Origin of the sequence: Streptomyces endocoffeicus (assembly GCF_016741935.1) — a bacterium.
Lineage (GTDB): Bacteria > Actinomycetota > Actinomycetes > Streptomycetales > Streptomycetaceae > Streptomyces > Streptomyces endocoffeicus.
Window position 1 is genome coordinate 94,970 of sequence record NZ_JAERRG010000014.1, and the last position, 13,601, is coordinate 108,570.

Sequence of the window (13,601 nt, forward strand, 5' to 3'; positions counted from 1 at the left end):
TCCTCAGCCGTTGTTCGTGCGCTGCTTATTGAACTTGTTGACCCACTTCTGGTGATCCGCGTAGGTCTTGGAGAACTGGCTCGTCTTGCCGTCGAGCGAGATGAAGTAATACCAGCCGTCGCTGGTCGGGTTCATCGCCGCCTTCAGCGCGTCATGTCCGGGATTTCCGATCGGACCGGGCGGAAGTCCCTTGTAGAAGTACGTGTTGTACGGGTTGTCGTACTGCTTGATCTCACTGATCGGGATATCGATCTTGCTCTGATTCTTGATGTAGTTGTAGGTGGAGTCGAATTCCACCTTGCCGTAGGTCTCGGGATTCGCGGGCTTGAGCCGGTTGTAGACGACCTCGGCCATCTTCCGGAAGTCGTCGTGGGTGACGCCCTCCGCCTGGACCAGGCTGGCCACGCTGATCAGCTGGAGCGGGGACTTCAGGCCCAATTCCTTGGCCTTGCCCTCCAGATCCACAGCGGAGTAGTTCCGATTGGCCTCGGCGACCATCTTCCGCAGCACGTCCGCGGGTTTGGCGCCCTCGCCCACGCTGTAGCGGGACGGGTACAGGAATCCTTCCAGCGGATCCTTGATCTTGCTGTTGTCGTCGGCCCAGGAGGGCAGCCCGAGGTTCTTGGCCTCCTTCTTGGCGACGCCCGCGGTGGTCCCCGCCTTGAGGCCGATCTTCTTGTCGATGGCCGCGTAGATCGTGGCGTCGCGCATGCCCTCGGTGACGATCAGGGCGTTGCTGCTGCTGGGGTCGAGCATCAGCTTGACCGCCGCCGCGCCGGACATCTCCTTGCGCAGGGTGTAGGTGCCCGGCTGGACGAACTTGCCGCTGTCCTCCACGGCATCGACGAAGGCGCCGCTGCTCTTGACCACGCCCTTGTCGGCGAGGATCGAGCCGATCTCGGCGTTGCCGGAGCCGGAGGGAACCTCCACCTCGATCCGGCCGGTGCCCTGGCCGGAGTAGTCGGGCGCGGGGCCGAAGCGGGTCTGCCAGAAGTCGTAGGCGTAGTAGCCGCCTCCGCCGACGGCGCCCACCAGGACGACGGTCACGAAGAGGCAGGCCACGCCGCTGCGGCGCTTCTTGGGCTTGCCCTTCTTGCCGGAGCGCTCGCCGTCCTCGCCGTCGTCGTCCGCGTCATCCGCGTCGCCCCGGCCGCCGCCGCCGCCGCCGTCGTTGAAGAACGGATGGTCGTCCTCGTCGTCCGCCTGGAGGGGCGGCTCCTCGGGGGCCTCGCGCTGGCGCGGCACCTGGTGCTCCGCGGGCACCGTGGGCATCTGCTGGGTGCCCTGTTGTCCCTGGTAGGGGTCCTGGCCCGGGTCCTGGCCCGGGTAGGAACCGCCCTGGCCGCCATAGGGATCCCGCGGGTCCATCCCGCCGTACGAGCCGCCCTGGGCCGGGTAGGGGCCGCCCTGACCGGGGTACTCCTGCGGGTGCCGCTGATGCGGGTAGCCGGCGTCCTGGCCGTCCCACTGGGGCTGCTGATGCTGCTGCTGGGGGTCCTGCGGATAGCCGTGCGGATACTGCTGATGTCCGTAAGGATCCTGGCCGTACGGGCCCTGGCCGTAGGTGCCCTGCGCGTACGGATCCTGAGCGTAGGCGTCCTGTGCGTACGGATCCTGTGCGTAGGTGTCCTGCTGTGCGTAGGGGTCCTGTGCGTAGCGGTCCTGGGCGTAGGGATCCTGGCCGGCCGCCGCGCCGTGGCCGCTCCACTCCCGGTCCCCGTACAGCGGATCCTCGGGATGCCACGGTTGGGAGCCGGGTCCCCGGCCGTACTCAGTCATCGGTCCCCTAGCGACGGAGGTGGTCACCGCTCGGCGTGTTCGTGGCACGGGCGGCGGCGGCCATGCCGCGCGGAACGTTACCGTATCGCGATCAGATGACCACTTCGACGGCTTCCCCCGGAGCCCTCCCGGAGACCCGCTCGGTCTCCAGCGCGCTCTGCAGGATCACCACGGCCGCCGCCTGGTCAACGACAGAACGCCCTTTCTTGGACGTCATGCCGGAGGCGCGCAGCCCCTGGGAGGCTGTGACAGTGGTCATACGCTCGTCGACGAGCCGTACCGGCACCGGGTTGACCCGCCGCGCCAACTCGCGCGCGAAGGTGCGCACTTTGGCCGCGGCCGGCCCCTCGCGCCCGCTGAGCGAGCGCGGCAGGCCGACCACCACCTCGATCGGTTCGTACTCCTCGACGATCGCCACGAGCCGCTTGTGGGCGGCCGGGATGTCGCGTCCCGGCACGGTCTCCACGGGAGTGGCGAGGATCCCGTCGGGGTCGCACGAGGCGACCCCGATCCGGGCGTCCCCGACGTCGACGGCGAGCCGCCTGCCGCGTCGCACGACTACCGGTCCGATTCCGCGACAAGCCGCTCGACGGCCTCGATGGCCTCGCCGACGGCCCCCGGGTTCTGGCCGCCGCCCTGGGCCACGTCCGGCTTGCCGCCGCCTCCGCCGCCGAGCGTCTTGGCGGCGGTGCGGACCAGGTCACCGGCCTTGAGCCCGCGCTCACGGGCGGCCTCGTTGGTGGCGATGACGGTCAGCGGACGGCCGCCCGCCACGGTGAAGAGGGCGACGACGGCCGGGCGGTCGCCCGGGATGCGGCCGCGCACGTCCAGGACCAGCTTGCGCAGATCGTCGGCGGAGGTGCCGTCCGGCACCTTGGCGGCGACCAGGGCCGCGCCCCGGATGTCCTTGGCGCCCTGGGCGAGACCGGCGGCGGCCTGCAGCACCTTCTCGGCGCGGAACCGCTCGATCTCCTTCTCGGCCTCCTTGAGCTTGCTCAGCATGCCGGAGATCTTCTCCGGGAGCTCCTCGGGGCGGCCCTTGACCAGGTCGGTGAGCTGGGAGACGACCGTGTGCTCCCGGGCGAGGAAGTTGTAGGCGTCCACGCCCACCAGGGCCTCGACCCGGCGTACCCCGGAGCCGATGGAGGACTCGCCGAGCAGCTTCACCAGACCCAGCTGGGCGGTGTTGTGCACATGCGTGCCACCGCACAGCTCCTTGGAGAAGTCGCCGATGGTCACCACGCGCACCCGGTCGCCGTACTTCTCACCGAACTCGGCGATGGCGCCCTGCTTCTTGGCCTCGTCCATGCTCATCACCTCGGCGGTGACGTCGAGCTCGCGCGAGAGCACCTCGTTGATCTTCTGCTCGACGTCCGTGAGGACCCCGCCGGGCACGGCGGTCGGCGAACCGAAGTCGAAGCGGAAGCGGCCGGGCGAGTTCTCCGAACCGGCCTGGGCGGCGGTCGGGCCCAGGGCGTCGCGCAGCGCCTGGTGGGTGAGGTGGGTGGCGCTGTGGGCGCGGGCGATCGCGCGGCGGCGCTTGAGGTCGATCCGGGCGTGGGCCCCGGCGCCGACCGTCACCTCGCCGACCTGGACGACACCCTTGTGCACGCTGACCCCGGGCACCGGCTGCTGGACATCCCGGACCTCCACCACGGCGCCGGTGTCCAGCTTGATCCGGCCGGTGTCGGCGAGCTGGCCGCCGCCCTCGGCGTAGAACGGGGTGCGGTCCAGGACGACCTCGACCTCGTCGCCCTCGGTGGCGGCGGGCGAGGACACCCCGTCGACCAGCAGGCCGACGACGGTGGACTCGCCCTCGGTGTGGAGGTAGCCGGTGAACTCGGTCAGGCCGGAGCTGTCGGCCACCTCGCGGTAGGCGGACAGGTCGGCATGGCCGGTCTTCTTGGCCTTGGCGTCGGCCTTGGCGCGCTCCCGCTGCTCCTTCATCAGGCGGCGGAAGCCCTCCTCGTCCACCGAGAGGCCCTGTTCGGCGGCCATCTCGAGGGTGAGGTCTACGGGGAAGCCCCAGGTGTCGTGGAGCAGGAACGCCTTGTCGCCCGGGAGCACGGTGCCGCCGGCGGCCTTGGTGTCGGTGACGGCGGTGTCGAGGATGTTGGTGCCGGCCTTGAGCGTCTTGAGGAAGGCCGACTCCTCGGCCAGGGCGACGGTCTCGATGCGCTTGCGGTCGGTCAGCAGCTCCGGGTACTGCTGGCCCATCGTCTTGAGGACGACGTCGACCAGCTCGCCGACGACCGGCTCGGTGGCACCGAGGATGCGCATGTTGCGGATGGCGCGGCGCATGATGCGGCGCAGCACATAGCCGCGGCCCTCGTTGCCGGGGGTGACGCCGTCGCCGATGAGCATGACGGAGGTGCGCATGTGGTCGGCGACCACGCGCAGCGAGACGTCGGATTCATGGGCGGCGCCGTAGGCGACCCCGGTCAGCTCGGTGGCCTTGTCCATGACGACGCGCAGGGTGTCGGTCTCGTACATGTTCCGCACGCCCTGGAGGATCATCGCCAGGCGCTCGAGGCCGAGACCGGTGTCGATGTTCTTGCTGGGGAGCTCGCCGAGGATCGGGAAGTTCTCCTTGCCCTCGCCCGGACCGCGCTCGTACTGCATGAAGACCAGGTTCCAGATCTCCACGTAGCGCTCGTCATTGACGGCCGGGCCGCCCTCCTCGCCGAACTCCGGACCACGGTCGTAGTTGATCTCGGAGCAGGGGCCGCAGGGGCCGGGGACGCCCATGGACCAGTAGTTCGGGCCCATGCCCAGGCGCTGGATCCGCTCGGCGGGCACGCCGATCACCTCGCGCCAGATGCGCTCGGCCTCGTCGTCCTGCTCGTAGACGGTGATCCACAGCCGCTCGGGGTCGAGCCCGTAGCCACCCTCCTCCTGGGAGCCGGTCAGCAGCTCCCAGGCGTACGTGATGGCGCCTTCCTTGAAGTAGTCGCCGAACGAGAAGTTCCCGCACATCTGGAAGAAGGTGCCGTGCCGGGTGGTCTTGCCGACCTCTTCGATGTCCGGGGTACGCACACACTTCTGCACGCTGACGGCGCGGTCGAAGGGCGGCTTGACCTCACCGAGGAAGTACGGCTTGAAGGGCACCATGCCCGCGGGGACCAGCAGCAGCGTCGGGTCGTCCGCGATGAGCGACGCCGACGGCACGACGGTGTGCCCGCGCTCCTCGAAGAAGCGCAGCCAGCGGCGGCGGATTTCAGCCGACTCCATCAGTGGTCCTCATTTCCGGCTTTGTGGAGCTTGTAGGGGGTGGTGCGGGTCAGCTCGGCCCGGCTCCGCTGGGCCGGGAGCCGCTTGCGGTCGTCCGGCGGTGGCGCGGAGAGCCCGAGCGCGTCCTTGAGCGCGGCCTCGCGGTCGGCCATGCCGTCCCGTACGTCGAGGGCGAAGACCTTGATCCGCCGGCCCGCCAGCACCGCGCGGTCGGCGGCCTGCGCCGCCAGGCTCTCCGGGGTGAGCTGGTTGAGCTTGCGGTTGACCTTGGTGGTGGCCCACACTCCGGCGGCGACGCCGGTGGTGAACCAGAATGTGCGGCGGAACATCCGGTCTGTCAGCCCTTCGATCCACGGTTGCGACGGCCGCCCCAGCGGGCGGACGGCAGGGTCTTGCCGATGACGACATTGCGCGCGGGCGCGGGCTCGTCCTCCGCCCGCCCCTTGCGGCCGATCGCCCGCCGGACGCCGTAGCCGAACGCGGCCACCTTGACCAGCGGGCCGCCGAAGGCGGTGGAGACGGTCGAGGAGAGCGCGGAGGCGTTGGAGGTGACCTCCTGGACGTCGGAGGCGATCGAGTCCACCCGGGCGAGCTGGGTGTTGGCCTCGCGCACGGTCGCGGACGTCTCGCTCAGCAGCGGCACCGCCTGGTCGGTCACCTCCGCCACCAGCCTGGTGGCCGCCTTGAGGGTCTGGGCCAGCCTCACCAGCGCCAGCGCCAGGAAGGACACCAGGATCGCCCAGAAGACGGCCACGAGGATCCCGGCCACCTCTCCACCGGACACGTCGCACCGCTCCCTGTCGCCGCTCGTCGTCGTTGTCTCGTGTTGGTCGTGCTCGGCGCGCCGACGTGTCGTGATGACGCGTCGTTCGGCGTCGTCCGTCGCCCGCCGCTCTCGGGCGGTATCCGGGTGCGGGCGGCAGGTATCGACCTTATCGCGCCGCGGACGCGCACCCGAAACGCATAACGGCCGCCGGGCGCCCGGTCCGGACCCGCCATCGGACGAGCCCGCGGGTTCCCCGTCGACCGGTGTCGAGGGGGAACCCGCGGGCTCGGGTGCGTACGGCCGCTCCGCCGGATCAGCGGGCGCAGTGCTCAGCGGGCGTAGTACTCAGCGGGCGTAGTACTCGACGACGAGCTGCTCGTCGCAGATCACCGGGATCTCCTTGCGGTTGGGGTCCCGGTCCAGGCGGAAGGCGAGCGCCTTCAGGTTGACCTGGAGGTAGCGCGGGGTCTCGCCGTCGGGGGCGTAACCACCCTCGCGCGCCACCTGGAAGGGGACCTTCTCGCGGCTGCGCTCGCGGACCATCACCACGTCGTCCGGGCGGACCCGGAAGGACGGCTTGTCGACCTTGCGGCCGTTGACCTCGATGTGGCCGTGGCTGACCATCTGGCGGGCCTGGTAGATGGTGCGGGCGATGCCCGACCGCAGAACGAGCGCGTCCAGACGGCGCTCGAGCTCGACGACCAGGGCCTCGCCCGTCTTGCCCTCGGCCTTCCGGGCGCGGTCGTAGGCACGGGCCATCTGGCGCTCGCTGATGTCGTACTGGGCGCGCAGCCGCTGCTTCTCCAGCAACCGGACCTTGTAGTCACTGGTCTGCTTGCGGCCACGGCCGTGCTCGCCCGGCGGGTAGGGGCGGGCCTCGAAGTACTTGACGGCCTTCGGGGTCAGAGCGATGCCGAGCGCCCGCGACTTCTTGACCTTGGGACGCGACTGGTTCACGGGGAACGAACCTCCATGTAAGTTAGGTGAGCCTTACCTTAGCCGAGGAGAACGCATGTTTCGACCTGGGATCCCCCTGCCCAGCACTGGTCAGAGCCCCGAGGAGGGTCAGCCGCGTCCCATGGAAAGCGCCCTGCGGCCCACACCGGCAGAGCGCGTACGTACTCTCGTTGAATGCAAGGCTACGGCTTCGTTGACGATTCCCGGAATCGAGGCCCTGGACGACCTGGGGGTGGACGGTCCCACCGCCCGTACGGTCGCCCCGGACGGGGACGTGCTGCTGCTGATGCCCAGCGCCTCCCCCGCCGCCCGCGCCGCCACCCACGCCCAGGACGACGAGCTGACCTGCGTGATGGAGATCACCGACGTCGCCCCCGTCGCGATGCCCCACCGGATCCGCGGCCGCGCCTGGGTGGCCGGCTGGCTCACCCTCGTCCCCTGCGGTGAGCGCACGCGCACCGCGGCGGCGCTGCTGGCCGAGCGGCATCCAGTGGGCGAGCTGCTCGGCCTCGACCAGGCGCCGCGGCCGCCGCGGCGCGGTGGGCCGGCCACCGGGGTGGGGCCCGCCGGGAGCGCCGCCTGGACGCTGCTGCGGCTGGAGGTCGGCGAGGCGTGTGTGGACGACCTGTGGGGCGCGGACGGCGTCGAGCCGGACGACTTCACCTCGGCCGAGCCCGATCCGCTGGTCCGGCACGAGGCCGATCTGCTCCAGCATCTGCACGCCGCCCACAGCGAGCAGGTGCGCGGGCTGTGCGCGCTGCTCGGCGACCGCTCCGACCTGGTCTGCACCCGGGGCCCGGCCACCCCGGTGGCGCTGGACCGCTTCGGACTGCGGGTGCGCTTCACGGACGAGGCGGACCGGCCGTTCGACGCGCGCTTCGACTTTCCCGAGCCGGTGCGGGACGTCTCCGAGCTGCGGTACGCGATGCACGCCCTGTTCGACGCGGCGGCGGGCTGAGGGCGTCCCCGGCGGAGTGGACGGGGTGACGGGGGCGGCTGCCGGCGGCGGCTGACCCCTATGACGAGGGCGCGGCCGGATGCCGGCGGACCGCTATGGCGAGACCGCTATGACGAGGTTGGCGGCCGGACGTCGGCGGACCGCTACGACGAGACCGCTATGACGAGACCGCTATGACGAAGTGGCGGCCGGACCGTCGGCGGACGGCGGCGGGTCGCCGCGCAGCCGCGCCCGCACCCGCTCCACCACATCCGCGTACCGCGCCTCGGCCCCGTACCGCGTGGGCTCGTAATACCGCTTGCCGTGGATCTTGTCCGGTGCGTACTGCTGCGCCGCGATGCCGCCCGGCAGATCGTGCGGATAGAGATAGCCCTGTGCGTGGCCGAGCTTCTTGGCGCCCTGGTAGTGGCCGTCGCGCAGATGCGGCGGCACCGGACCGGCCAGGCCCGCCCGCACATCTGCCAGCGCCGCGCCGATCGCGGTGGTGGCGGCGTTGGACTTCGGCGCGAGCGCCAGGGCGATGGTGGCGTGGCTCAGGGTAAGCGCGGCCTCCGGGAAGCCGATCAGGGCGACCGCCTGCGCCGCGGCCACGGCGGTGGGCAGTGCGGTGGGATCGGCCAGGCCGATGTCCTCGCTCGCCGAGATCATCAGCCGGCGGGCGATGAACCGCGGATCCTCCCCCGCCTCGATCATCCGGGCCAGATAGTGCAGCGCCGCGTCCACGTCCGAGCCGCGGATGGACTTGATGAGGGCGCTGGCCACGTCGTAGTGCTGGTCGCCCGCGCGGTCGTACTTCACCGCGGCGCGGTCGACCGCCTCCTCCAGCGAGGTCAGCGTGACCTCGGGCTCGCCCTTGTCCAGGGCCGCCCCGGCGCCCGCCTCCAGCGCGGTGAGCGCCCGCCGGGCGTCGCCGCCCGCTATCCGCAGCAGATGCGCCTCGGCGTCCTCGGGGAGGGTGACCGCCCCGCCGAGCCCGCGCTCGTCGGTGAGCGCGCGCCGCAGCAGCCCGCGCAGATCGTCGTCGGTCAGCGGCTCGAGGGTGAGCAGCAGCGAGCGGGAGAGCAGCGGGGAGATCACGGAGAAGTACGGATTCTCGGTGGTGGCCGCGATCAGCGTCACCCAGCGGTTCTCCACGGCGGGCAGCAGCGAGTCCTGCTGGGCCTTGCTGAAGCGGTGGATCTCGTCCAGGAAGAGCACGGTGTCCCGCCCGTACGCCCCGGAGGAGCGGCGCGCGCCGTCGATGACGGCCCGGACCTCCTTGACCCCCGCGGTGATGGCCGACAACTCGACGAACCGCTTCTGGGTGGCCTGGCTGACCACATACGCCAGCGTCGTCTTGCCGATGCCCGGCGGGCCCCAGAGGATCACCGAAGACGGCCCGGCCGGCCCCCCGCCGCCCTCGCCCACGAGCCGCCGCAGCGGGGATCCGGGGCGCAGCAGATGCTGCTGGCCCACGACCTCGTCGAGGGTGCGCGGACGCATCCGCACGGCCAGCGGGCTGCTGGCCGGATCCTTCTCCTGGCGGTCCTCTGCGGCGGCGGTGAACAGGTCTGGCTCCACCCGGGAAGCCTATGCCAACCCACCGACAGCGCCGCCGCGCGCAGGGTCCGGAGGGCGCGGGCTCAGCCCTGAGCGCCCGTCCAGAAATCCCACCAGCGGGTCAGGATCAGCATCCCGATGACGCCGATCCACACCACCGGGACCACCCAGTGGAACTCCATGAGCCCGCGCCGCAGCCCGTCCGGCGCGGGAAGGTGGCCGTGCTTGAGGTTGTGGCCGGTGACGTAGCAGAACATCACGATGGTGGCGACCCAGGCCAGGCAGCACCACAGGCACAGCGAACCGATGACGTACAGCGACTCGTACTGGAGCCAGGTCACGAAGCCGACGCCGAAGAGCGTGCCCGCGTTGAAGGTCAGCCAGTACCAGCGCGGGAAGCGCGCCCCCGTCAGCAGTGACACGCCCACGCAGATCACGATGCCGTAGGCGACGAGGCCGAGCATCGGGTTCGGGAAACCGAACGCCTGCGCCTGGTCGCTCTCCATGATGTTGCCGCAGGAGACGACGGGGTTGAGGCTGCAGCCGGGCGTGAAGACCTTACCGTCGGCCTTGTACTCGAGGATCTTGTTCTTGTCGATCGTGATGACCCAGGCGGCAAGCAGCCCCAGCGCTCCGGTGATCACGAGCAGGAGGGCGAAGGCACGACTGCCTCCCGTCCCGGCCCGCGAGCCCTCCCGCGCCTCGCCGGACTCCACGTCGTCCATCACTGTCGTCGCCATACTCGCCGTCCGTCGCTCTCCGCCGTCTCCAGCCCCGTCGGGCAGCCCCATTGTGCCGCACCCGCTGTCGCCGTAAGGCGCGCTTATCACGGTCATGCCATGGTGCCCTGTCCCCCGTTCGGAGGACATAAGACGGGCTTTCCGGTCGTCCCCGGGACCGGCGCGGCACCGTCACGCTCAAGGGCATGGCAGACGAAGCGGTACGGGTACGCGGCCTGCGCAAACGCTATGGCGCGGTGACCGCGCTTCGACGGCCGGGGCCATCGGAACCGGGACGCGGGCGAGGTCACGGTGCCGGGCCGGGACCCCGCCTCCGGGGGACGCGAGTGGCGGTCCCGAATCGGGATCGTTTGGCAGGATGAATCCGCCCCGGCCGAGTTGACGATCCGTGAGACGGTACGCCCCTTCGCCGCTACTCCCCCCGGCAGGAAGCGGCGAAAGGGGGCCCAGGGCGTTCCCCGGGCCCCCTTTTGAGGCTCGCTCAGGCCTTTTGAGGCTCACTCAGGCGAGATTTGAGGCTCCCTCAGGCGAGGCGTTCGCGGACCGCCTCGACCACCTCGGTCAGCGGGACCGGGGACTGTTCGCCGGACTCCATGTCCTTCAGCTGGACCACGTTCTCGGCGAGGTCGCGCTCGCCCGCCACGATGGCGTAGCGGGCGCCGCTGCGATTGGCGGCCTTCATGGCGGCCTTCAGGCCCTTGCCGCCGTAGGCGAAGTCCGTGGCGACGCCCGCCGTGCGGAGCTCGCCGACCAGGCCGAAGAGGACCTTGCGGGCCTCCTCCCCCAGCGGCACCGCGAAGACGCTGACGGCGGCGGGGAGGTTCAGCTCGACGCCCTCGGCCTCCAGGGCCAGCACCGTACGGTCCACGCCGAGCGCCCAGCCCACCGAGGGCAGGGCCGGGCCGCCGATCATCTCGGACAGGCCGTCGTAGCGGCCGCCGCCACCGACCGCGGACTGGGAGCCCAGGCCGTCGTGGATGAACTCGAAGGTGGTGCGGGTGTAGTAGTCCAGGCCGCGCACCAGCCTCGCGTCGTCCTCGAAGTCCACGCCCCGCGCGGTGATCAGCTCGCGGACCTCCGCGTGGTACGCCTTGCACGCCTCGCACAGGTAGTCGCGCAGCAGCGGGGCGTCGGCCAGCTGTGCGCGCACGGCCTCGCGCTTGTCGTCCAGCACCCGCAGCGGGTTGATCTCGACGCGCCGCCGGGTGTCCTCGTCCAGGTCCAGGGCGCGCAGGAAGTCCTGGAGGGCGGCCCGGTAGACGGGGCGGCAGGTGGCGTCGCCCAGCGAGTTCAGCAGGATGCGGAAGTTCCGCAGCCCGAGCGAGCGGTAGGCATCGTGGGCCAGGACGATCAGCTCGGCGTCCAGGGCCGGGTCCTCGGCGCCGATCGCCTCCGCGCCGACCTGCGAGAAGTGGCGGTAGCGGCCCTTCTGCGGGCGCTCGTAGCGGTAGTACGAGCCCGAGTACCAGAGCTTGACCGGCAGCGATCCGGCCTTGTGGAGATTGGCCTCCAGGGCGGCCCGCAGCACCGAGGCGGTGCCCTCGGGGCGCAGCGCGAGCTCGTCGCCGCCCTTGGTGGTGAGGGTGTACATCTCCTTGGTCACGATGTCGGTGGACTCGCCGACGCCGCGCGCGAAGAGCTCCACGTTCTCGAAACCGGGGGTCTCGATGTAGCCGTAGCCGGAGCGCCTGAGCGGTGCGGCGATCGCCTCGCGCACCGCGAGGTAGGTCGCGGAGGCCGGCGGGATCAGGTCGTACGTGCCCCGGGGGGCTTTGAAGGTGCTCAACGGAAGTCTCTCGTCACATTCCTCGTCGCGGAGCCGGGCGCCGGGCGCCGTCTCCCAGGCCGGCGGCCACCTCGCGCAGATACGGGTTGGTGGCGCGCTCACGGCCGATGCTGGTCTGGGGGCCATGGCCGGACAGCACCACGGTCGAGTCGTCGAGCGGCAGGACCACACGGGCCAGCGACTCGAGGATCTCGGCGTGATCGCCGCCGGGCAGATCGGTGCGTCCGATGGAGCCGGCGAAGAGCAGATCGCCCGCGAAGAAGACGGACGGGATGTCCGCCTGCTCGGGCATCTGGAAGGTCACCGACCCCTTGGTATGGCCCGGGGTGTGCGCGACGGTGAGCTCCAGACCGGCCAGCTTCAGCTCGGCGCCGTCGGCCAGCTCCTTGACGTCGTCCGGCTCGCCCACGGTGAGTTCGCCCATCAGCGGCATGCCGATGGAGCGCCCGAGGGCCTTCTCGGGGTCGCTCATCATGAAGCGGTCGGACGGGTGGATCCAGGCCGGCACGTCGTGCGCGCCGCAGACCGGGACGACCGAGGCGACATGGTCGATGTGGCCGTGGGTGAGGATGACCGCGACGGGCTTGAGCCGGTGCTTGGCGACCGCCTCCGCGACGCCTTGGGCCGCTTGATGGCCCGGGTCGATGATCACGCACTCCTCACCGGCGGCGGGGGCGACCAGATAGCAGTTGGTCCCCCAGGCCCCGGCGGGGAACCCGGCAATGAGCACGATCGTCCTTAGAAGTCGTCCGGTGAAAGATTGTCGGCGGCTTCAGAGCCTACCGGCGGCGCCCCGGCCACAGCGAACCCGTATACCGTACGGCCGAGCCCTCGTACACAACAGCAGCACACCGACGGCACACGCCATGAGGAGACGACCCGGTGGTCAGTAACGAGCAGCGGCGGAGGCAACTCGCCCGGGAGAAGTACCTTCGGCAGCAGCAGCGGCGCGAAACCGCCCGGCACAAGTCGCGGCAGCGCAATGTGGTGATCGCCGCCGTGCTGGCCGTGGTCCTGGCCGGCGGCGGTGCCGTCGCGGCCACGGGCGCGCTGTCCGGGAACGACAAGGACAAGAAGGACGACGCCGCCTCCTCCGCCACCCCCTCGGCCTCCCCCACCAGCAAGGCGCCGGACCCCTGCGCCAAGGAGGCGAAGGCGGTCGCGGGCAAGAAGCCCAAGAAGCTGTCGTGGAAGAAGGAGCCGACGGTCACGATCGACAAGTCGGCCTCCTACACGATGAAGCTGGAGACGACCTGCGGGGACATCTCCATGACCATGGACGCGGGCAAGGCGCCGCACACGGTCAACTCCTTCAGCTTCCTGGCGGGCAAGGGCTACTTCGACCACACCAAGTGCCACCGGCTGGTGAACCAGGGGATCTACGTGCTCCAGTGCGGTGACCCGCAGGGCACCGGCGCGGGCGGCCCCGGCTACACCCTCCCGGACGAGAACCTCAAGGACGCCTCGATCAAGGGCGGCAAGTACCCGGCCGGGACCGTTGCCATGGCCAACCAGTACAACCCACAGACCAAGCAGGGCCGGAACACCGGCGGCAGCCAGTTCTTCCTGGTCTACAAGAAGAGCGACCTCCCGCCGGACTACACGCCCTTCGGCACCGTGGACAAGGCCGGGATGAAGGTCCTCGAGAAGATCGCCAACGCGGGGGCGGCGCCGCCGGACCAGACGATGAACACCGCCCCGAACGCCAGCGTGGTGATCAACAAGGCGACGGTCGGCAAGTCCTGAGGTCGCCGGGCTCGCGTACTGCGAAATTTCGGTCGCGCAGGATACGGACAGCTGGGGCACCGGTCGCCTATGTTGGCGTTGTGTAGGGTGCCTGGCCCG

The 13,601-nt window shown here is 70.6% G+C and carries 12 protein-coding genes and 1 pseudogene; 3 read left to right on the forward strand and 10 right to left on the reverse strand.

Annotated elements, in window-relative coordinates:
- Positions 1-3: 3 nt before the first annotated feature.
- The 6 genes from mltG to rpsD form a co-directional block, all read right to left on the reverse strand.
- Positions 4-1,779 (reverse strand): endolytic transglycosylase MltG, encoded by a 1,776-nt coding sequence (mltG, locus tag JK364_RS30425; RefSeq protein WP_201854558.1) that lies wholly within the window; start codon positions 1,777-1,779, stop codon positions 4-6.
- A 91-nt stretch (positions 1,780-1,870) separates the two neighbouring features.
- Positions 1,871-2,335 carry a Holliday junction resolvase RuvX gene (ruvX, locus tag JK364_RS30430; RefSeq protein WP_307841424.1) on the reverse strand — a complete coding sequence of 155 codons (465 nt, stop codon included), beginning with the start codon at positions 2,333-2,335 and terminating at the stop codon, positions 1,871-1,873.
- Between the two features lie 2 nt (positions 2,336-2,337).
- On the reverse strand, positions 2,338-5,010 hold the full coding sequence (gene alaS / locus JK364_RS30435) for an alanine--tRNA ligase (RefSeq protein ID WP_201854559.1): 2,673 nt from the start codon (positions 5,008-5,010) through the stop codon (positions 2,338-2,340).
- Positions 5,010-5,339, reverse strand: coding sequence for a DUF6167 family protein (locus JK364_RS30440; protein WP_037951636.1), 330 nt, complete (start codon positions 5,337-5,339; stop codon positions 5,010-5,012). Before JK364_RS30440 ends, alaS begins: the two co-directional genes overlap by 1 nt.
- 8 nt (positions 5,340-5,347) lie before the next feature.
- Positions 5,348-5,794, reverse strand: coding sequence for a DUF948 domain-containing protein (locus JK364_RS30445; RefSeq protein ID WP_201854560.1), 447 nt, complete (start codon positions 5,792-5,794; stop codon positions 5,348-5,350).
- 327 nt (positions 5,795-6,121) lie between these two features.
- Positions 6,122-6,733, reverse strand: coding sequence for a 30S ribosomal protein S4 (gene rpsD / locus JK364_RS30450; protein ID WP_201854561.1), 612 nt, complete (start codon positions 6,731-6,733; stop codon positions 6,122-6,124).
- Positions 6,734-6,788: 55 nt separating this feature from the next.
- Here rpsD and JK364_RS30455 point away from each other — a divergent pair, with 55 nt between their 5' ends.
- On the forward strand, positions 6,789-7,691 hold the full coding sequence (locus JK364_RS30455; protein WP_372462014.1) for a DUF2470 domain-containing protein: 903 nt from the start codon (positions 6,789-6,791) through the stop codon (positions 7,689-7,691).
- 171 nt (positions 7,692-7,862) lie between these two features.
- Here JK364_RS30455 and JK364_RS30460 read toward each other — a convergent pair whose 3' ends face one another.
- Both JK364_RS30460 and JK364_RS30465 read right to left on the reverse strand, forming a co-directional pair.
- Entirely contained in the window at positions 7,863-9,251 is a 1,389-nt protein-coding gene (locus tag JK364_RS30460; protein ID WP_201854563.1) for a replication-associated recombination protein A, read from the reverse strand.
- A gap of 62 nt (positions 9,252-9,313) precedes the next feature.
- The gene (locus JK364_RS30465) at positions 9,314-9,970 is read right to left on the reverse strand and encodes a vitamin K epoxide reductase family protein (RefSeq protein WP_201854564.1); all 657 of its coding nucleotides are present in this window, start codon (positions 9,968-9,970) and stop codon (positions 9,314-9,316) included.
- 185 nt (positions 9,971-10,155) lie between these two features.
- Between JK364_RS30465 and JK364_RS55640 the strand changes: the two are divergent.
- Positions 10,156-10,393: pseudogene (locus JK364_RS55640) on the forward strand (P-loop NTPase family protein); the annotation flags it as partial.
- 100 nt (positions 10,394-10,493) lie between these two features.
- On the opposite strand, the gene hisS reads toward JK364_RS55640, so the two are convergent.
- Together hisS and JK364_RS30475 are read right to left on the reverse strand one after the other, a co-directional pair.
- On the reverse strand, positions 10,494-11,756 hold the full coding sequence (gene hisS, locus JK364_RS30470) for a histidine--tRNA ligase (protein ID WP_201854565.1): 1,263 nt from the start codon (positions 11,754-11,756) through the stop codon (positions 10,494-10,496).
- A gap of 13 nt (positions 11,757-11,769) precedes the next feature.
- Positions 11,770-12,486, reverse strand: a complete 717-nt coding sequence (locus JK364_RS30475; protein WP_201854566.1) for an MBL fold metallo-hydrolase — start codon at positions 12,484-12,486, stop codon at positions 11,770-11,772.
- 152 nt (positions 12,487-12,638) lie between these two features.
- On the opposite strand from JK364_RS30475, the gene JK364_RS30480 reads away from it, so the two are divergent.
- Positions 12,639-13,502: a peptidylprolyl isomerase gene (locus tag JK364_RS30480; protein WP_201854567.1), complete on the forward strand. Its 864-nt coding sequence runs from the start codon at positions 12,639-12,641 to the stop codon at positions 13,500-13,502.
- The last annotated feature ends 99 nt before the right edge of the window (positions 13,503-13,601 follow it).

What these genes read in the sequence shown, in the direction of transcription:
- JK364_RS30465 (WP_201854564.1), bottom strand. Translation starts at nt 9,970, where the DNA reads ATGGCGACGACAGTGATGGACGACGTGGAGTCCGGCGAGGCGCGGGAG.
- mltG (WP_201854558.1), bottom strand. Translation starts at nt 1,779, where the DNA reads ATGACTGAGTACGGCCGGGGACCCGGCTCCCAACCGTGGCATCCCGAG.
- JK364_RS30440 (WP_037951636.1), bottom strand. Translation starts at nt 5,339, where the DNA reads ATGTTCCGCCGCACATTCTGGTTCACCACCGGCGTCGCCGCCGGAGTG.
- JK364_RS30455 (WP_372462014.1), top strand. Translation starts at nt 6,789, where the DNA reads ATGTTTCGACCTGGGATCCCCCTGCCCAGCACTGGTCAGAGCCCCGAG.
- alaS (WP_201854559.1), bottom strand. Translation starts at nt 5,010, where the DNA reads ATGGAGTCGGCTGAAATCCGCCGCCGCTGGCTGCGCTTCTTCGAGGAG.